Source organism: Pirellulales bacterium, from assembly GCA_019636335.1.
Lineage (GTDB): Bacteria > Planctomycetota > Planctomycetia > Pirellulales > JAEUIK01 > JAHBXR01.
The window spans coordinates 1-18,148 of record JAHBXR010000008.1; the positions used below are offsets into that span (position 1 = coordinate 1).

An 18,148-nucleotide genomic window follows, 5' to 3' on the forward strand; every position below is an offset into this window, starting at 1 on the left:
TTCCATGCGGATAGAGACGATAGGCGAGCGCAAACACGAACAAGGCCAGCGCAAGACGTAAAAAGCAGCGTGCGTACTTCATGGCCGCACTCCCCACGCAAGCGTCATTCACACCCGTAAACCCGACTTGCTGTATTAGACGGACGCTGCTCGTACGCGTCTACAGCAGAATCAACCATGCTTACAGGGAAGTCTCGCCGTCCGTGCGTCCCACCATCTGGCGTTTGAGCTGCCGGAGGCGGCGTTCCAGATCGAATTGCAGCCGGGGACGTTGCAGTACCGCCCAGACCATCTCTTGCGAGTCGGTGGCCAGGCTGCGTTTGTATTGGGCTTCGCTCGCGAGAAAATCGTAGACACGATGCCCGAGTTGGCGGTTCAACTCGATGGCCAGCGTATGGCTCACGAGTCCCGGCTTTAGTTTCGGATTCTCGTCATAGGCAAAGCCGCTTTGGTAGAACGCGATGTGTCCGCCGGACACGAAGTTGTAGAGGTATCCGATCGTGGCTTCCCCCGCCGCGATCCGCAGCAGTTGGATGTTGCCGGCAGCGAAACACTGGCGGACCAGTGTCCGGTGAAAGCGAGAGAAGAATTCGCCCGCGAAGGCCCCCGCTTCTCCCCGGCTCGTCCAAAGCTGCTGGTGCAGCCGGGCCAACTCGCCGAGATAGGATTCTGCTTCTTCCACGCTGGCCGCGGCCACGATGGTCAACGGACCGCGCGTTTCGTACTCGCGCATCGAGCGGCGGATCTGAGAACGCGTATTGCCGCTGAGCCGCGATAGGTAATCAGCGCCGTCGCGGCGCAACGCTTCGAGATCGACGAACAGCGAGGGCTCGCGCGATTCGATGACCAGACGGGCCGACGAAGCGGCGGCCGCGGCTGTCCCAAGCAGTGCGTTGTCGGCGGCCATGCCGCTCAGAAAGATCTCGTCCCAGGCGGGCGCGCGATCGAGATACGCCACGACCCCCCGCGCGACGACCTCCTCGCGTCCCCGTTGCACCAACAGGCCATTGTGCTCGATGCGGAGGGCGTCACAGTCCGGATCGCCCACTTCGTGCAGACACAGAACGCGTGAGCGAACGACTCCACGACGGCGAACCTTGCGCGGGACGAAGAGCCCCAATCCCAGGAGTTGGCCAGCTTGCTCGACCCGCAAAACGAGCGGCCGGATCGTTTCGGGCAGGCATTCGAGCCAGCAGCCGATCCACGACCAGGAGTTGAAGAAGGAGTGCTCGCACAACGGCGCGAGTGCCTTCCATAAAGACTCAAGCACGGCGACGTCGGTCAAAGGTTCAAGCGAGACGCGCAGCCCTGCTTCGACCGCGGTGCTGGAACACGAGGACGCCACGCTGATGCCTTTTGCCTGGAGGAGAACTTGCATCCATTCTAGTCACGGCGGCCCGGCAACCTATGCCATCGCATCGAGAATGTTCGCCCCGTGCGATCGCTGCCATCGGCGCTACCGGCACAAACGGCAGGGGACATGACCGCCAATCGATCAACCAACTATACGTCAGTGCCCCCAGGTCTTTTCGCGATGCTTAAGGAGAATTCAGGATCACGTCCACAAGGCGCGATCGAGCACGCGATAGTTGATCGCCTCGCTCAGATGAGGGGCGGCGATGGTATCGCTGGTATCGAGATCAGCGATTGTGCGGGCCACGCGCAACACCTTGTCGTGCGCCCTGGCGGAAAGTCCTAGCTCGCTCATCGCGGCGCGGAGCAGTTCGTGTCCGGCGGCATCGAGCTCGCAGTGGCGGCGAATTAACCGCGACGACATCTGCGAGTTCGTGCGGACTCGAGTCCCGGCGAAACGCTCGCGCTGAATGGCGCGCGCCTGCGACACCTGCTCGCGCATCGTGGCGCTCGACGTGCCGGCGGTCTTGGAAGAGAGCTCGCGAAATGGCACGGCGGGAACTTCGAGGTGTAAATCGATGCGGTCCAACAGCGGCCCGCTGATCTTGCTCATGTAACGCTCGACTTGAGGGATCGTACACTGGCACTCACGGCGCGGGTCATTGCGATAGCCGCAAGGACAAGGATTGAGCGCCGCGATCAGCATGAAGTCGGCTGGGAACGTCGTGCTCGAAAGCGCGCGGCTGATCGTGATCGTGCCGTCTTCCAACGGTTGGCGCAGCACCTCGAGCGTACGTCGGTTGAACTCGGGCAGCTCGTCGAGAAACAGCACCCCGTTGTGGGCCAGGCTGATCTCGCCCGGCGCCGGTGTTGAACCGCCGCCAACCAACCCGGCATCGCTGATCGTGTGGTGCGGACTGCGATAGGGACGCGTCGCCAACAGCGGCTGTCCGGGCTGCAACAGACCAAGCGCGCTGTAAACGCGCGTCGTCTCGATCGATTCGCTCGAGGCGAGCTCGGGCAGAATCGTCGGCACTCGTTTGGCGAGCATCGTCTTGCCGGAGCCAGGCGGCCCGAGCATCAGCAGGTTATGGCCGCCGCTGGCCGCGACCGTGATGGCGCGTTTGGCCATCTCCTGACCTCGTACGTCGGCGAAGTCGATCTCGTACTGTCCCAACGCGGCAAACAGCTCGCTCAGGCGCGGAGGCGCCGGTTCGATCTCGATCTGTCCGGCCAGAAAGGCCACTGCCTGCGCCAGGCTCGCCACGGGAATCACCTCGATCCCTTCGACGACCGCCGCCTCCGAGGCACTCGACGAGGGCACGAGCAGTCCGCGCAATCCACGTTCCTTGGCGGCCGATATGGCAATCGACAGGGCGCCGCGCGTGGGGCGCGTCGAACCATCGAGGGCCAATTCGCCCACCACGGCGTATTGCGCGAGCAGGTCGGAGGCCAGTTGTCCGCTGCCGACGAGTATGCCCAGGGTGATCGGCAAGTCGAACGAGGCGGCCTGCTTGGGCAGTTCCGCCGGGGCGAGATTAATCACCACGCGGTCGTACGGGCGTTGGAAGCCCGAGTTCACCAGCGCGCGGCCGATACGATGGACGCTTTCCTTGACGGCGGCCTCGGGCAGCCCGACGAGGACGGTCTTCGGCATCGCGGCAGCCGAGACATCGACCTCGACTTCGACCGGAAGCGCATCGATGCCAACGAGCGAGAATGTGCGCAACTTCGCCAACATACGGCGCTGCCCCTGATGCGATGGCCGCTTCGGCCGAACTGCCTGGCGACTGAATGATGCATTGTGGGGCGTGGGGGGTCGCACTGCAACCAAGGCGACGGAATCGGAACCAGGTTGCCATGCCGGCCCGCGCGCTTGACGTCGCCCGATCGCCGCCGCGATACTCGCAGCAGGTCCCCCGCGTGGAGATCCCTTCCGCCGCCTGCCGCGGCGCGCAAGTTGCGTTCGAGTCGACCAGAGTGGCAGAACTTCCTTGTAGGAAACGTCGAATGGCCGTCCATCGTGCGCTACGCCTGTCGTTTCGCTCGAACCTCGGCCACGATTTTCTCGCGTCGATCGTGGTCTTTCTGGTGGCGCTACCTCTCTGCATGGGCATCGCCATGGCCTCGGGCATGCCGGTGGCCGCGGGGTTGGTGACCGGCATTGTCGGTGGACTGATCGTGGGCGCTATCTCGGGATCGCCCTTGCAAGTCAGCGGTCCGGCGGCGGGCCTGGCCGTCGTCATCTACGAGATTGTACAGCAGTTCGGCTACGAGGCCGTGGGCCTCGTCGTGCTCGTGGGGGGCGTACTGCAGTGGATTGCCGGCCTGGCAAAACTAGGCCAATGGTTTCGTGCCGTCTCGCCCGCGGTCATCAAGGGGATGCTCTCGGGCATCGGCGTCCTACTCCTCTCGAGCCAGATTCACGTCATGGTCGACGACAAGCCGCGCAAGTCGGGCCTGGAAAATCTGCGCACGATACCCGAGGCGATCCGCAAAGGATTGCCCTTGCCCGCTCTCGACACGCTGGAAACGCGGCAGTTGAAAACCGACGAGATCAAGGCCTTCGGCGCGTTGCACGAGCGACAACTCGAAATCGAAGAAGTTGTCGCCGAGCGCATCTCGGAACATGGCTCGGCAGAAATTCATCAACAGCAAGCCGAGGGGTTAGCGTCATTCGTCGAGGCCCAGCAGGAATTGCACGACGCGCTCGTTCGCCAGATCGAGCATGCACGCACCTCGGGTCTGCTCGCCCTGGAGAGCAAAAAGGGAGACGCCTTTGCCCAGGCGCTCGAGCGCGCACGGAAGGCCAACGAGCTCGCCCTCGACGACCTGCGCGAGCAACGTTACCAGACCGTGGTGAAATCGCAGACCGCCGCGGTGCAAGAGTTGTCTGGCGTCTTGGCGGCCCTCAAGAATCACGACTGGGCCGCCAAGCTGGGACTGCTGACGATCGCCGTGATTCTGCTGTGGCCGCTCATCCCGCTCAAAGCGATCAAGGCGATTCCGGCTCCGCTCGTGGCCATCGTGCTGGCCACAGCCGTGGCCGCCTGGCTGAGCCTGCCGGTGCTGTATGTCGAGGTGCCTAGCAGCCTGGCCGCAAGCGTGCATTTCCCCTCGCTCGCGACGCTCCACGACGTATCTGTGCTGGTGCTGCTACGGACGGGCCTCTTCATTGCCATCATCGCCAGCGCCGAGACGCTGCTCTGCGCCACGGCCGTCGACCAGATGCACACCGGGCCCCGCACGAAATACGATCGGGAACTGGCCGCGCAAGGCATCGGCAACATGATCTGTGGGCTGCTCGGCGCCGCCCCCATGACGGGCGTCATCGTGCGGAGCGCCGCCAACGTGCAGGCCGGCGCTCGGTCGCGTCTCTCGACCATGTTGCACGGGCTGTGGCTGCTCTTGTGCGTCGTGCTGTTCAGCCGCCTGCTGACGATGGTGCCCACGTCGGCACTGGCGGCGATTCTCGTCTACACGGGCTACAAGCTGGTCAATCCACGTTCGATCGTCGAGTTGTGGAAATATGGCAAGAGCGAGGTGGCGATCTTTCTGATCACGGTCGTCACCATCGTGGTCGAAGACCTGCTCGTCGGCGTCGTGACGGGCATCGTGCTATCGGCCTTGAAGCTGCTCATCACCTTCTCGCATCTGAAGACAGAGCTGCAGATCGCCAGCGATAAGCGTCACGCGACACTGCGTATGGAAGGCGCCGCCACGTTTCTCCGGCTGCCCCTCCTGGCGGCCGATCTCGAGCGTGTGCCCCAGGGGGCCGAATTGCATGTCGAGTTCGAGCAGCTCGATCTGATCGATCATGCCTGCCTCGACCTGCTCATGAGTTGGGCGCGGCAGCACCGTGCCACGGGAGGTCGTCTGGTGCTCGACTGGGACTCGCTGCACGCCCGCTTCACGCCCGACAAAGAAGCCCGACGGCGTCTGGGCAACCCGCTCGAATCGGTCGGCGACCCGACAGCACACTGAGGTGCTAATCCCACCACCACTGGCCTTCGGCCAGGTTCAGCTCGATCGCCTCGCGCTTCTTGGCGAGCTCGCCCCCTTCGTCCTCGAGCATATTGTCGGGAATGAGCGCCTCGGAGGCATGCATCGAAACGCCGCCGCCGACGGGCGTCATCAGACGATTGCCCTTCCAGATGCTGGTCACCGCCGTCTCGACGTTGCGCGGCTCGGGGCTCGTTTCAACGGGGAAGGCACTTTCGTCGGCGAAGGTCGTCGGCGTCCATGATGCCTGGCCGTAGAAGTCTTCCTGCTGCACGTAGGCCGCGGCTACGGCCATGTCGATCAGGTTGCGGAGCTGCGCGTAGACCGGCGAACGCTCGGCCAGTTGCGGATACTTCTGGGTAAAAGCTCGCACAAAAGCCTGGCTGGCACGGTCCCCCGTGGCGGCCTGCCTGCGCTGCCCACCGGCCACCACGACTTCATCCGCGCCGACCAACTGCACGCCGTCGCCGATCAGTTCCATGGCCAGGCCATCCTCGCTGGTGCGCACGCACTTGTAATCTGGCATGAAATACCAGCGCTGCATCGCGTTGCGCGAGACCTGCGCGGCGCTGGCCTTGTCGACATAGCTGGCCAGCTTGATCGGCGGCTGCTCGAGACCGATGCCGATGAGCTTCATGCGGTAGTCGGCCTCGACGAGCACCTGAGCGAAGTGCGTCTTCGGCGAAACGCCGCGAATCGTCACGTTCTGCATGCCCAGGCTTGAACGCAAGCCATCGACGATCGACTGCGTGTCGTCGGGCGTCGCCGTGGGGCCAACCGCCTGCAAGAACTCCTGCATGCGCGCCAGGCCTTCCGGCGTCGGATCGATCGAGCAGCCGATCTCCTTGTTCTTCGACACGTCCCCCGGTGGGAAGGCGCGCAGCGCGACGACCAGGTCTTGCAGCTCGAGCACGGGTCGGCCTTGGCTCAGGCCGACCGCGCGCCCCGACAGATCGGTCATCCAGCCTTCGGCGGGACCGGCGACCACGATGTCCCCCGTCTCGGGATAGAAGAAGACATGCTTCAGACGCGTGATGCCGGCGAGGTAGAGCATTTCTTCGGTCGGCGCACGATTGATCGCGATGCGCTCGGCCAACGCCTTCTCGAGACGGTTGAGCGAGATTTTACGCAGCTTGCTCGTGGCCAGCACGCTCGAGTCGAGGCGTGTCTTGGCCGCGGCTACGCGCTCGCGCGTGAGCATGCCCGACGGATCGGTATAAAGCTGCTTGCGCAGCACGCCGTCGGCATCGATCGAGACACCAGCGACGCTGGAATTACCCGTCGTTTGGGCACTGGCCAGGTTACACCACGCGAGGCAGGCAACCGCGACCAGCGGCATGGCAAGCCATGCACGTCGACTGAAAAGGCGCATCACCGGGGCTACTCCTCTACTCTTCCGACGCTGTCCGGTACGCTCCCACCAAGGTCGCACGACGCGTTTGTCGCCGGCACGAGGTGGGAAGCGTGTTGATTGCAGATTAAGGCTGCCCCCCAACCCGAACGGGCAAGGCGGCATCTCGGTCCATAGAACCGTAGATCCACCATAATCGGGCAATTTAGGCAAATCAAGAAAACAGGGCGGGCTTTCGATCCCGCACCTCTCGGGAAGGCGAATATCCAACCGGTTCCCCGGGAATTCGCCCAGAATTGGCACCTGCGCGGCGAGCAGACCGCCCGAGGAGCGAAAAAAAACGTTCGACCGAGGCAATAAATGGGGACCACCGGGCGCTCTACCTGGGTAGAGTCGTCGAGGGACCACGGGATGCCGCGATGCAGCAACTCCAACAGCGACTGGCCGCAGGGGACGAGGCCGCCTTCGCCGAGTTGTACGACGCGCTGGCGCTACGGCTGTACCGTTTTCTCCTCTCGCGGCTCCGCAGCCGAGACGCAGCCGACGACGTGCTGCAGGAGACCTTTGTGCGACTGGCCCAAGGTCGAGCGGGCCTGCGCCAGGTACGACACCTGACGGCCTACCTGTTCGGCATCGCGCGGCATGAGGTCGAGCGTTACGTAAGCTCCGCGCGGCACCGGAGACGGTACCCGTTCGAATCGTTCGAAGCCCCACCCATGGCGGCGACCACTCCCCCATGGGAGAACACCGACGAAGTAGAGCTCGCGCTCGGCCAATTGCCCGACCTCCAGCGCGAAGTGGTCGAACTGAAAATCTTCGGTGAGTTGACGTTTGTCGAGATCGCCGAGGCGCTCGGCACGCCGCAGGGAACCGTCGCCACGCGATATCGCACTGCGCTGTCGCGGATGCGTGCGTGGCTCGAGCAACGCGAGGACGATCGGCATCCACACGCACCACGGAAACTGCCATGACGGACGATGAACTCGAATTGAGTTTGGATCGATCGATCCAGACTCACCCCGCCCCGCCGTTGCGCGCTCGCGTGCTTGCTCAAGTTTCGCAGGAGTTGACGACCATCCGACGGCAACGCCGATCCTGGGGCAAACGGGTAGCCGCGGCGATCTTGGTCGCCCTGGGGCTTAACCTGGCGGTGGGCAGTCTGGTACACGAACGACTCTCCTCGTACCGGCACCCCAGCGAAGATTTGCTCGTAACGGTGCCTCGCTCGTTCGCTCAGGCGGAGCCCGTCACGCGGTGGCCTCCGGCCTGGTTGCGATGGCTACAGGCGAGTCCGGCGCCGAACCCCGATAGCTTCGAGCAGTACGCGCACCTTCTGTTCGTTCGTGCCTCGCAGCAAGACGGGCCATCTATTCCATAATTGATTGGAGTTGTCGGCCATGAAGAAGTTCTTGCGCATCCTCGGTTTGACGGTGGGTTGTGGGCTTTTGGCCCTGCTCATCGGACATACGCTAGCCCTGGTCTACACTGGGCGGCTGCTCGAGAGTGAGTTGGCCGCCCGGCGCGCGCAGGGCCTGCCCAACACGTTCCAAGATCTAGCCATGCCCAGACTCTCGGACGACGAGAATAGTGCGGCAATGCTGGAACGCGCTTTGCCTTGGGCCGAGGGCATCAACCAGCAACTGGCCGACGTCATCGCCGCTGATGATTGCGACGAGAGCGAGCTTGGTCCGGAGGCGGCTGCCAAGGTGGCGGCCCTGTCCGATGCCTACGCACGTCTTCTTCCCTTGGTCCGTGCCGCCGTGGAGGCAGAACATTATCAATCTCGCACGATCGGCACGATGCGGAAGTATTCGCACGCCATTCTCTCCCAGCGATTACTGGACCAGACCTCGAAATTGCGCACGATACCCCGCGCTTTGCGGTTGCGCTCGCGGCAACTCGTCGCCGACGAACAGTACGAAGAGGCCTTCGACTCGCTCATGCTTGGCCTGTCACTCGCGCGAATACTGCGTCATGAGCCCACGATCATTGGCTATCTGTTGGCGACTGCCTACGCGAACGACACCAAGGTTGCGATGGCCAGGCTCATGGCAAAGTATCCGCTGTCGTCATCGCAGCGACAACGGCTGGAACAGGAACTGGCGCTGCACGATGACCTGACCATTGCGTGCGAAGGACTGCAGAGCGAAGCCATCTTCGGCATGGCGATGCTTGACGACCTATCCCAATCGCGAGTAGCACGGCCTCTAACGCAATATTGGCAATATCAATATCTGCGCGACGCCGCCACCTGGAACGACCGGCTTCAGCAGGGGCCCCATGCCTTCGATGAGGCGAACTCGTCCACGACGCGGGGCTTTCCCGTGAGCATCTTGATACCGGCCCTGGACGCTTTCTCTCGCGCCGCCTATACCGACATCGCGCGCACGCGCTGCTTGCGCGCTTTGATCGCGTTGCAGGCAACCCTGGAGACTCACCCGGACGCAGTTCCCACGATCGACTCGCTGGGACTCTCCGGCAACGCCACGCGCGATCCGTTCTCGCAGGAACCACTACATTTGAAACAGGTCGACGAGGGGTGGCTCATCTATTCGGTAGGCCGCGACGGCGTCGATCAGGGGGGCGACTTTGAGAAGGAGGCCGATCTCGGCTATTTGCTTCCTGTATCGTCACCAGAAACGCCGGCTCCTTAAGCTGATAAGTTTCGCTGTGACCTGACGGGAGCACGCTTTGCGATTGGCTTACTGGCTTCAAGTCTCGCGACCAATCAGAGGGAATTCATCGGCATGACCGAACTCGGCATGGAACTGCTTTCGGCGGCATCAGCAGGTCGGCCTGAATTGCTGCGGCAATTGCTCGATGTGGGCGCCGATCTTGATTTCGTACATCCACAGTTCGGCAATTCCCCCCTCTACAACGCGACCTATGCCGACCAAGTTTCATCCGTCGCATTTTTGCTGAGTCGTGGTGCCAGACCAGATCTGGTGCTGAATTTGCATTCTCCTGTCGACGGGCGTTGGCAACGTGGCGTCACTGCCCTCATGTTCGCACGCTCGCCGGAAGCAACTCAGCTTTTACTCGAAGCCGAATCCAGCGTTCATCACACGAGTGAAAGCGGCGCGACGGCACTCCTGCATGCGGTAGCACGAAGCCAACTCGAAATTGTGCGTCTGCTGTTGCAGGCGGGCGCCGATCCTACGACCAGAACCTTGGACGGACGCTGTGCCTCAGATTTGATTGATGAAAACATTAGTTTCTATCAATCACTGGTCAAGGATCAGCCTACACCGCCGGCGATCCTCGAAAAAACTGCCCGGTTGGAAGCGATAAAGCAACTGCTGATCGCCGAGCGACCATGAAGCTCCCCCTGTAGTTTTTCCACTACTTGGCATACGATTTAATATGTCCATAGCAGGGGGCCATTGCCCTTGCGCCGGCGTTCTCCCTTTCGCAGATCCCACCGGGACACTGACTTGTCGACGCCAGCGCACGCCTCGCCCCAGCCTCTTTACCGCAGCGCCATGCGCGCCGCGTGGCTCGGTCTGCTAGTCAATATTTCGCTCGGCGTGGTCAAGCTCGTCGGCGGGATCGTCGGCTCTTCCTTCGCGCTCGTTTCCGACGCGGTGAACTCGCTGGGCGATGCCCTGACGTCCGCCGTGGTGCTCTTTGCCCTCTGGTTTGCGCAGCGGCCGGCCGACGACGAACACCCGTACGGTCACACCCGGGCCGAGGCGATTGCTGGCTCCTACGTGGCGCTGCTGGTGATCGTGTCGGCATTGCTGGTGGGCTGGGAGGCGATCCAGCGGCTGTGGATCGAGCATGTCACGCCCCCCGTGTGGACCATGTGGATCGCCGGCGCCAACGTCCTCATCAAAGAGGGGCTGTATCGCTACAAGCAGCGCATCGGCCAGCGGATCGGATCGTCCGCGATCCTGGCCAATGCCTGGGATCATCGTAGCGATGCGTTCTGTTCGCTGGCGGTGTTGATCGGACTGGCGGCGGTGCGTTGGGGAGGACCCAGCTTTCTCTGGGCCGATGAAGCGGCGGCTCTCGTGGTCGTCTCTGCGATTGTGTGGTCGGGAGGCTGGCTGCTGGCCGGCAGCACCAGCGAGTTGCTCGATCCGCAGGCCGATGAAAAGCTCGTGGCCGAGATCCGCGAGGTGGCGGCCGCCGTCCCTGGCGTGCGCGCCGTCGAGAAACTCTGGGTGCGCAAGACGGGCATCGAGTTTCTGGCCGACATCCACATCGAGGTCGATGCCCGGATGACGGTCGAAGAAGGACATCGCATCGGGCACGAGGTCAAAGACCAGCTCGTCGCCCGCTTTGCCAGTCTGCGCGACGTACTCGTGCATCTCGAGCCATATCCGCACGAGCACGCGATGAATAAGCAAACCAACGATCTTTGATTTCAGATCGTTCGCCGAGAATATTACTCGCGCCAGTTGGCAACTTGCAGATCCGCAATCCACGAGAAATGTCGCGGGTTCGCCGTGATCAGCGGAATTTTTTCAAGGATGGCGGTGGCCGCGATCATCAGGTCACTATCCTCGACGCTGACGCCACGCTGCTTGCCGTCGGCCCAAAGCGTCGCAGCAAGATCGATCACTTCATAGGTGACCGGCAACAACTCCGAACGCTGGCAGAACTGCGTGAACCGATCGATTCGTTGCGGGGCATGACGTTTCCGCAGTCCTCGTAGTATCTCAAAACACGAGATGTGCGAGAAAGTGAATCTTCCGTGCGACCTCAGATACTGCTTAGACCGGGCCTCGGTGGTGGGCAATTGCATTCCACGTGGCAGCATGTGTCCGACAGCGTACTTGTATCAAGCAGGCTACGATCCATTCTCTGGTGCTCGTCGCGCAAAATAGACCGGCGACTCGATCACGGAGTGAAACTCGACCAGTTCCTCGTCAGTCATCCCGTCGAGGACGTAGCACCCACCAATCACAGATTTATCGTGGGTATGATCGGCCCGGACGGACCTTCCCCCGGTCTAGTAAAGAATCTCCACTCCGGCCCGAATTGCTCCAGAAAGTACAGCGTGTACGAGCGGTGAAAAACCGCCAGCGGTAGCAGCACCACGGAGCTGATGAACGGCAGCGCGGCGACGCAGCACGTCAGGCAGGCCACGAGTGTCGCGATCATGCCCAAGGCGATTCCCAACACCAATTGAAACAGCAGGTACAGCACCAGCGTGCCTTTGTGTTCGGCGACGATCGTGCGATTGAACTCCCCCCACGCCGGCATCACCGTCAAGCGGCGCAGGTACATGATCGGCACGACCAACTGGTACAGGAGAATGCCCACCACACTGTAAACGACTGCCACCACGACAATTGCCGTCAGCCCCAAGGCCAACGCGAGCGCCCCCATCGGACCGAACTGCTCGGCGCGAATGTCGGGCATCGCCAGCAGGCCGCTCGTTACCAGCGCTGCCAGTACCACGAGAAACAGGGCAAAGCCGAACCACACGTTGAACCAGAAGAGCGAGTTTCCCTGCTCGCGAAACTCGCGCCACGGCTCGCGCACCGCGGCGCGATCGCGTGCCACGCCGGCCAGGAACAGAAACTGCCCGCGACTACTCAGCCACATGATCAACGTGCTGATAATGGCAAAGCCAACCACGATGCACAGCACGACTGCCACCATCAATTCATAGTGATCGATCGTCCACTGCTTGATGCTCTCAAATGCCTCGTCTGGTTTCTGAGCCGGTCTGAACTGACCGCCGAAGCCGCCATTCCCACCCCCACCGCCGCTATTGAGCCCCAGATTGGCCAGAAAGGAACAGAACCCCAGCGTGACCCATTTCTGGACGTCGAACGGGCGAAAGAGCATCTGTCGCGTCCGCTCGATGGCAGGATGGATGGGATCGAGTACCGAAATGCCCATGCGAGAAACCTGTCTTTCCGCAAAACCGAATCATCCACCACACCGCCGCCACCACAATGTAATGGCAGGACTACTGCCCGGCACAAGGCCATTCGTGCGACGTGCGAGAATCTTGCGCAAGAACGCGCAGGAATCGAGGAATCACGGTTCACGGTCGTCGCGACGGAAGCTTGATCCGCTCACCGGACGATAATTACATGCCACTTGCCCGGCCCGTGAACTCCGGTCGTCAGCTTCAACTCGAGATCCCCCGTCTTGCTGGGACCGGTGATGAGCGTCACGTTGCTGGCCAAGTTCTCGACACCAGCGGCCTCGAGCTGTGCGTAGGCATCGAACAGGTCGGGCACGATCTGCGCCCGCTCGACGATCGCCACATGAACCGGAGGGAGCAAGCTCGCCGTGCGCTCGCGGCCCCCCGTGGCAGCCATCAGCAGCGAGCCGGTCTCGGCAATCGCCCAGGTCGCGCTCGTAATGCCGATCTCGGCGGCGAACATCTTTGCCCGGGCGGTGGGCTGGTCGAGTGGCGCCAAAAGATCGTGCGACCAATGTTCGACGCCGTGCGTCTCGAGCAGCGCCGCCAGGCCCAGTCGTTCGAGCAGTGGGTGCTGCCAGCAAAGCGCCGATTTGGGCGAGTAGCGCACCAACAACTCGGCCAGCGCTGCACGGGCGGCCTCCTCGCTGTCGACCAATTGCGCAAATCCACCGACGGCATTCATCTCGGCCGCCAGGCGCTCGGCCGGATTGGGTCCCGCACCGACGTAGCCCACACGAGCTGGAATGTCGTCTCGCACATGGACTCGATAGGCCCGTCCGGCCGCGGCGGCGCCGCGCACCCGGGCCAGAAACTCCTCGCGCTTCATGCCTGCCCCTCGCGGTGCCACCAGTCGCGGAAGCTCTCGGGCGCGGGGGCAGGGAAATCGCGCGCGCCGGTCCAGCCCCCCAAGCCCGGCAGGTGTCGGATCCACCCACCCGGCCAGCGTCCGATGGTGCGCGTCGCCAGCCACGTGGCCAGCCGGTACAGTCGCGGCCGCCGCAGCATCGCGGCCCACAAACGATAGATCGCATTCTCGACCCGGTTGGCCTGCGATGGTTCGCGGTGCAGTTGCTCGCGGAGTTGCACGAGCATCTCGGGAATGGCGATCTTCACCGGGCAGGCTGCCTGACATGCCCCGCACAAGCTCGAGGCATGCGGCAAGTGGGGGTGATGCGTCAGGCCCGAGTACAACGGCGTGAGCACCGCGCCGATTGGGCCAGCATAGACGCCGCCGTAGGCATGGCCGCCGATGTTGCGATAGATCGGACAGGCGTTCAAACAAGCGCCGCAGCGAATGCAGAACAGGCTCTCGCGCAGCGGACCGCCGAGAATGCGCGAGCGCCCGTTGTCGAGCACCACGAGATGAAACTCATCTGGGCCATCCAGTTCGCCCGGTTGACGCCGGCCGGTAATCATCGACGTGTAGATCGAAAGTTTTTGACCGGTCGCCGCGCGTGCGAGCACTTTGAGGAACACGGGCAGATCGGCCAGCTGGGGAATGACCTTTTCCATGCCCAGCAGCGCGATGTGGACGCGCGGCATGCTCGTGGTTAGGCGGCCGTTCCCCTCGTTCGTCACCAGCACGACCGTGCCGGTCTCGGCCACGGCGAAATTCGCGCCGCTGATCCCCACGTCGGCACGGGCAAATTCTTTTCGCAGCGTGCGGCGCGCATACGCGGCCAGCTTCTCGGCATCTTCGGGCAATTGTTCCCCCGCATCGTCGCCAAGAATCTTGGCCACCTGGGGAATGCGCAAGTGAACGGCAGGGGCCACCAGATGCGAAGGCCGCTGACCGGCTACTTGCAGGATGTATTCGCCAAAATCGGTCTCGACGACGTGGAACCCTTCGGCCTCGAGCGCGCGATTGAGATGAATCTCTTCGGTCGTCATCGACTTCGATTTGACGACATGCCGCCCCCCCGCGGCACGGATGATGCCGGCGATCGTCTGGCACGCATCGGCGCCGTCGGCCGCGTAATGCACCTGGCCGCCGCGACGATTGACGCTTGCCTCGAGCGTCTCAAGATGCCGATCCAGTTCGGCGAGCGTGGCATCCTTGATCGCGCGCGCACGATCGCGCAACAGGCCCGAGTCCGACAACTCGGCAAAGGCATCCTTGTTGCGCTGGCCGAGCGTGTCGGCCAGCATCGACAGCGCCGATTGCAGCGACGGGTCGGCCAGGGCCTCATCCGCGGCGGTGAGAAACTCTTCGTGCTCGTGGACGGCGTAGTCGGTCATAGCGTTGGTCTTGTCGTCCGGTCCCCATCAGCTTCGGCATCAAAAAGATCGCCGCTCCGCTAGCGGGAGAAGCAAGTTCAATCCAGCGATTGAATGATCATGGTCAGCATCGGCACGACCGCCACCACGATGGCGAACAACGTCACGCTCGTCGGCGGCGGCACGCGTCGCAGGCGCCAGACGACGGCCGTTAGGATCAGCGTGACCAGCCCCAGCACTACGGCGGCGAAGAGCAGCATGCCGCGCAGCAGTTCGAAGTTCGTGCCCCCTTCCGAATAGCGCAGAAAGACCCCCAGCGCGAAGGCTCCGACTTCGCACAGGCAGGTCATCATGACGGTCAACATCCAGCCCACGGTGAAGAAGTCGGCCAGCCGAGTTTCGACCGATTCGCCGGCGGACCGTTCGTCGCGTTTTTTGGAAGAACGTGGTTTCTTGGTCTGCGTCATCGTCGCGCAACGGTAAAGGAACGCCCGCTACTCCCAGCTCCGTGAATCGTGCAACATGCTCGCACGGACGTGCAACGGCCCGCATGGGCGGACGAATCTTACCGGGCCGGCGGCCAGGGAACCAGCCAGTCTCGCCTTCTCGCGACCCACCGAGGAGTGGCGCGACGCCAAAGAAGCAACGCGCAAGCGTCTAGCGCTGCGTGAAGATGGCGGTCGTCTCGTCGGCCGTCAGGGCCTGCATCCGCGATTGGCTATTCAGCGTGGCGGTGACGCGGGCCTGTCCCGCCTGATTGGCGCGCGCCTGCACCTGATAAGTCAACGTCCCCCCCGCGGGTATTTGCGCAACCGGTTGGAACGTGACCGCCTGCCCGACGATCGTATGCGCCGAGGGCCCCTGCGTACCTGTCGAGACAGGACTCAACTCGGTCGGCAGCGTCACGCTCACGGCGACGTTGCTGTCGGGCGTTTGCGCCGTGTTGCGCACGACGACCTCGTACGTCACGTCGCCACCGACTGTCACGGGATCGCGCGTGTCGCTCACCGTCATCGTGAGCCCACCCTGCACCGGACGAACTTCAAGACACGCATCATCATCGGCGCGTGCCCCCTGATCGGTGGTGACCGTCACGCGGTTACACGTCTGGGCGGCGGCCTGCGTGCAGCGGCAATGTACCTCGAGCAAGGCCGAGCGCCCCGGATCGAGACCATCGATGCTCCAGGCGAGATCGTTGCCGATGAAGTACCGACCATCGGTGGCCATCACGGGATTCAGGCCGGGATCGTAGTTGTCGACCACTTTCAGGTTCGTCACCCGCACGCTGCCGATGTTCGTGATGCGGATGGTGAACTCGGCCACTCCACCCACATTGCGGAGCGTCGGTCCGGTCTTCTCGACCTTGATCTGCGCGGGATTCGGCGTGGTCGGCGGGGGCTCTTCGCCCGGCACCACCGGTGGCGGCGCCACGATGGGGGTTCCCGTCACATTGACACATGCCTGGGCAGAGCTGCTCAAACCGCCCGCGGCGAGGACCTCGACGCGGTTGCACTGTTGCCCTGGCTGCAACGCCCGCAATTGCACGGCGATCGTGCGCGAAGCGCCCGGCCCGAGATCGGGAAGGTTCCGTTCGATCGGATTGGCGCGCGTCGCGTGCTCGAATCCCGGATCGTAACGATCGACGATCACGATGCCCGTCGCCGGAGTTCCTCCGCGATTGGTCACCGTGACCTCGAAATTGACCGTTTCGCCCGCCTGGGCTTGCGGCGGACCGGTCATGCGCACCTCGAGCCCCGAGGCCAGCACCGTGGTGGTAGCGCACTCCCGCGCGGTCACACCGGCAGCGCTAGCGACGGTCACGCAGTTCTGCACCGTGCCCGGTTGATCGGCCCGGAGCGTCACCTCGATGGTCTGCGTCTGGCGCGGACCGATCTCGGCGAAGCGCCATTCGAGCCGGCCGGTAGCGGCCTGGGTCGGTGGTTGGCTCGACACGAACGACATGCCCGCGGGCAGTTGATCGCTCACTACGATGTCGCGTGCCGCCGAACCGGACGGATTGTGGATCTCGATGCGATAGACGGCGTTGCCGCCGACGGCCGCTTGTGCTGGACCGCTGATGCGCAGCGCCAGATCGTTCGAGACCCACGTCTTTTGCGTCGAGCCGGTACCGAGCACCAGGCGGCGCCCATCTCCACCGGGAAAGTCGGCCGGGCGGATAATCTGAATACTGATGATATTGGTGCCCGGCGCGGGCGATTGCTGGAACAGCTCGACGCTGGCCTGTCCCAGTTCGTTCGTGGGAACTTCGATCGTCGGCGAGCAATCGGGAGCGAAGCCCGCCGCCGGCCCCCCCTGCACTTCATAACGCACGCGATAGCCCTGGATCGGCGTTTGATCGCTTTGACGCACCACCGTCGTGGTCATCACGTGACGCGTGCCGACGGGATTCGTCGCCGCGGGGGGCAACATCCAGGTGGCATCGACCCAGTGAATGCGGGCCCGCTGTAGGCGTGCATCCCAACCGAAGACATCGGGCGCGAATGCCGTGACGTCGCTCGTCCCTTCGCGGCTCGACGTGACGGTAATCCACGCCTGACCGGGAAGCACGGGCACGTCGTCCTCGGGCGCCGGCGTGCCACGTGTCAGGGTGATGCCGTGATGCACGGTACGTCCGACCGCAAAAGTGTTGTCCACCTTGTGCGCGCGTTCGTGCCACTTGCGCAAGTGATCGTGGAAAGTTCCGTTCCCGACATCAACAATAAAACCTTCGCTCGAGGGATCGATCATCCACTCGACGCGTTGATCGCTGTGCAGATAGCCGTCGTGGCCGCACACGCCGGCGACCATCACCACCTCGGCGCCGACCGGCGCCACGACGGTGCCCGGCATGATGCTGATGCACGCCGAATGCTGGCAGCCGGGGTTGCACCCCGGCTTGGGGGTCATGCGCACGGCATTGGGAATGCACAACTCGTGCAGAATGGCCTCGGCCCGCGGAGCGGTCGAAGACATGATCGCGGCGACCGCCAGCAGGATGGCGGCGCGCAGCGCGAGCGCGGATTGTGGAATCATGCGCGACATAAGCAGGCGTGCCGTGGGGAGGAATCGGCCACCGAATTTTCGCACCGCGTGGAGTTTAGCCGGCAGGCAAACTCTCGGGATGGCGGCAAGATTTTCGGCTATGGAAACCTAGCACGCGTTTTCGCCACGTGATGAAAGTTTTCAACAAAGCGCGTGGCGAAAAGAAAACGAGGCCGGATGATCGTTAGAAGCGACACGACCGAGTCGCAAATTCGGCGCTTATGCACGAACGAACGCGAAGCTGAAGCGGGGACAACCCCGGGTGCCACGGGCTCTGCCCGTGCTGCATCCGT

At 63.2% G+C, this 18,148-nt stretch carries 15 protein-coding genes; 6 read left to right on the forward strand and 9 right to left on the reverse strand.

What is annotated here, in order from left to right; translation table 11 throughout:
• Positions 1–181 precede the first annotated feature (181 nt).
• Positions 182–1,378 carry a GNAT family N-acetyltransferase gene (locus KF708_09805; protein ID MBX3412969.1) on the reverse strand — a complete coding sequence of 399 codons (1,197 nt, stop codon included), beginning with the start codon at positions 1,376–1,378 and terminating at the stop codon, positions 182–184.
• A gap of 177 nt (positions 1,379–1,555) precedes the next feature.
• Positions 1,556–3,094 carry a YifB family Mg chelatase-like AAA ATPase gene (locus tag KF708_09810; GenBank protein MBX3412970.1) on the reverse strand — a complete coding sequence of 513 codons (1,539 nt, stop codon included), beginning with the start codon at positions 3,092–3,094 and terminating at the stop codon, positions 1,556–1,558.
• Positions 3,095–3,363: 269 nt separating this feature from the next.
• Here KF708_09810 and KF708_09815 point away from each other — a divergent pair, with 269 nt between their 5' ends.
• The gene (locus KF708_09815; GenBank protein ID MBX3412971.1) at positions 3,364–5,337 is read left to right on the forward strand and encodes a SulP family inorganic anion transporter; all 1,974 of its coding nucleotides are present in this window, start codon (positions 3,364–3,366) and stop codon (positions 5,335–5,337) included.
• Between the two features lie 4 nt (positions 5,338–5,341).
• Here the strand turns inward: KF708_09815 and KF708_09820 are convergent, their stop codons facing one another.
• Positions 5,342–6,694, reverse strand: coding sequence for a DUF1598 domain-containing protein (locus KF708_09820; protein MBX3412972.1), 1,353 nt, complete (start codon positions 6,692–6,694; stop codon positions 5,342–5,344).
• 431 nt (positions 6,695–7,125) lie between these two features.
• On the opposite strand from KF708_09820, the gene KF708_09825 reads away from it, so the two are divergent.
• The 5 genes from KF708_09825 to KF708_09845 all read left to right on the forward strand — a co-directional run bounded on the left by KF708_09825 (position 7,126) and on the right by KF708_09845 (position 11,073).
• Positions 7,126–7,677, forward strand: a complete 552-nt coding sequence (locus KF708_09825; protein ID MBX3412973.1) for an RNA polymerase sigma factor — start codon at positions 7,126–7,128, stop codon at positions 7,675–7,677.
• On the forward strand, positions 7,674–8,084 hold the full coding sequence (locus tag KF708_09830; GenBank protein ID MBX3412974.1) for a hypothetical protein: 411 nt from the start codon (positions 7,674–7,676) through the stop codon (positions 8,082–8,084). The genes KF708_09825 and KF708_09830 overlap by 4 nt, the downstream gene beginning before the upstream one ends.
• Before the next feature lie 130 nt (positions 8,085–8,214).
• Positions 8,215–9,360, forward strand: a complete 1,146-nt coding sequence (locus KF708_09835) for a hypothetical protein (GenBank protein ID MBX3412975.1) — start codon at positions 8,215–8,217, stop codon at positions 9,358–9,360.
• Positions 9,361–9,453: 93 nt separating this feature from the next.
• The gene (locus KF708_09840; GenBank protein MBX3412976.1) at positions 9,454–10,026 is read left to right on the forward strand and encodes an ankyrin repeat domain-containing protein; all 573 of its coding nucleotides are present in this window, start codon (positions 9,454–9,456) and stop codon (positions 10,024–10,026) included.
• Positions 10,027–10,188: 162 nt separating this feature from the next.
• On the forward strand, positions 10,189–11,073 hold the full coding sequence (locus tag KF708_09845; protein MBX3412977.1) for a cation transporter: 885 nt from the start codon (positions 10,189–10,191) through the stop codon (positions 11,071–11,073).
• Positions 11,074–11,096: 23 nt separating this feature from the next.
• Here the strand turns inward: KF708_09845 and KF708_09850 are convergent, their stop codons facing one another.
• From KF708_09850 to KF708_09875, 6 genes are all read right to left on the reverse strand, one after another.
• Positions 11,097–11,450: a PIN domain-containing protein gene (locus tag KF708_09850; GenBank protein ID MBX3412978.1), complete on the reverse strand. Its 354-nt coding sequence runs from the start codon at positions 11,448–11,450 to the stop codon at positions 11,097–11,099.
• Positions 11,451–11,614: 164 nt separating this feature from the next.
• The gene (locus KF708_09855; protein MBX3412979.1) at positions 11,615–12,562 is read right to left on the reverse strand and encodes a hypothetical protein; all 948 of its coding nucleotides are present in this window, start codon (positions 12,560–12,562) and stop codon (positions 11,615–11,617) included.
• A gap of 179 nt (positions 12,563–12,741) precedes the next feature.
• On the reverse strand, positions 12,742–13,422 hold the full coding sequence (locus KF708_09860; protein ID MBX3412980.1) for a lactate utilization protein: 681 nt from the start codon (positions 13,420–13,422) through the stop codon (positions 12,742–12,744).
• On the reverse strand, positions 13,419–14,834 hold the full coding sequence (locus KF708_09865; GenBank protein MBX3412981.1) for an iron-sulfur cluster-binding protein: 1,416 nt from the start codon (positions 14,832–14,834) through the stop codon (positions 13,419–13,421). Before KF708_09865 ends, KF708_09860 begins: the two co-directional genes overlap by 4 nt.
• Before the next feature lie 77 nt (positions 14,835–14,911).
• Complete coding sequence (locus tag KF708_09870; protein MBX3412982.1) at positions 14,912–15,280, reverse strand: hypothetical protein; 369 nt, start codon at positions 15,278–15,280, stop codon at positions 14,912–14,914.
• A 190-nt stretch (positions 15,281–15,470) separates the two neighbouring features.
• Complete coding sequence (locus KF708_09875) at positions 15,471–17,855, reverse strand: DUF11 domain-containing protein (protein MBX3412983.1); 2,385 nt, start codon at positions 17,853–17,855, stop codon at positions 15,471–15,473.
• Positions 17,856–18,148 lie beyond the last annotated feature (293 nt).

Excerpts from the sequence above, each read along its gene's own strand:
- KF708_09805 (MBX3412969.1), bottom strand. The coding sequence starts at position 1,378 with ATGCAAGTTCTCCTCCAGGCAAAAGGCATCAGCGTGGCGTCCTCGTGT.
- KF708_09810 (MBX3412970.1), bottom strand. The coding sequence starts at position 3,094 with ATGTTGGCGAAGTTGCGCACATTCTCGCTCGTTGGCATCGATGCGCTT.
- KF708_09815 (MBX3412971.1), top strand. The coding sequence starts at position 3,364 with ATGGCCGTCCATCGTGCGCTACGCCTGTCGTTTCGCTCGAACCTCGGC.
- KF708_09820 (MBX3412972.1), bottom strand. The coding sequence starts at position 6,694 with ATGCCGCTGGTCGCGGTTGCCTGCCTCGCGTGGTGTAACCTGGCCAGT.
- KF708_09825 (MBX3412973.1), top strand. The coding sequence starts at position 7,126 with ATGCAGCAACTCCAACAGCGACTGGCCGCAGGGGACGAGGCCGCCTTC.
- KF708_09830 (MBX3412974.1), top strand. The coding sequence starts at position 7,674 with ATGACGGACGATGAACTCGAATTGAGTTTGGATCGATCGATCCAGACT.
- KF708_09840 (MBX3412976.1), top strand. The coding sequence starts at position 9,454 with ATGACCGAACTCGGCATGGAACTGCTTTCGGCGGCATCAGCAGGTCGG.
- KF708_09845 (MBX3412977.1), top strand. The coding sequence starts at position 10,189 with ATGCGCGCCGCGTGGCTCGGTCTGCTAGTCAATATTTCGCTCGGCGTG.
- KF708_09855 (MBX3412979.1), bottom strand. The coding sequence starts at position 12,562 with ATGGGCATTTCGGTACTCGATCCCATCCATCCTGCCATCGAGCGGACG.
- KF708_09860 (MBX3412980.1), bottom strand. The coding sequence starts at position 13,422 with ATGAAGCGCGAGGAGTTTCTGGCCCGGGTGCGCGGCGCCGCCGCGGCC.
- KF708_09865 (MBX3412981.1), bottom strand. The coding sequence starts at position 14,834 with ATGACCGACTACGCCGTCCACGAGCACGAAGAGTTTCTCACCGCCGCG.
- KF708_09870 (MBX3412982.1), bottom strand. The coding sequence starts at position 15,280 with ATGACGCAGACCAAGAAACCACGTTCTTCCAAAAAACGCGACGAACGG.
- KF708_09875 (MBX3412983.1), bottom strand. The coding sequence starts at position 17,855 with ATGTCGCGCATGATTCCACAATCCGCGCTCGCGCTGCGCGCCGCCATC.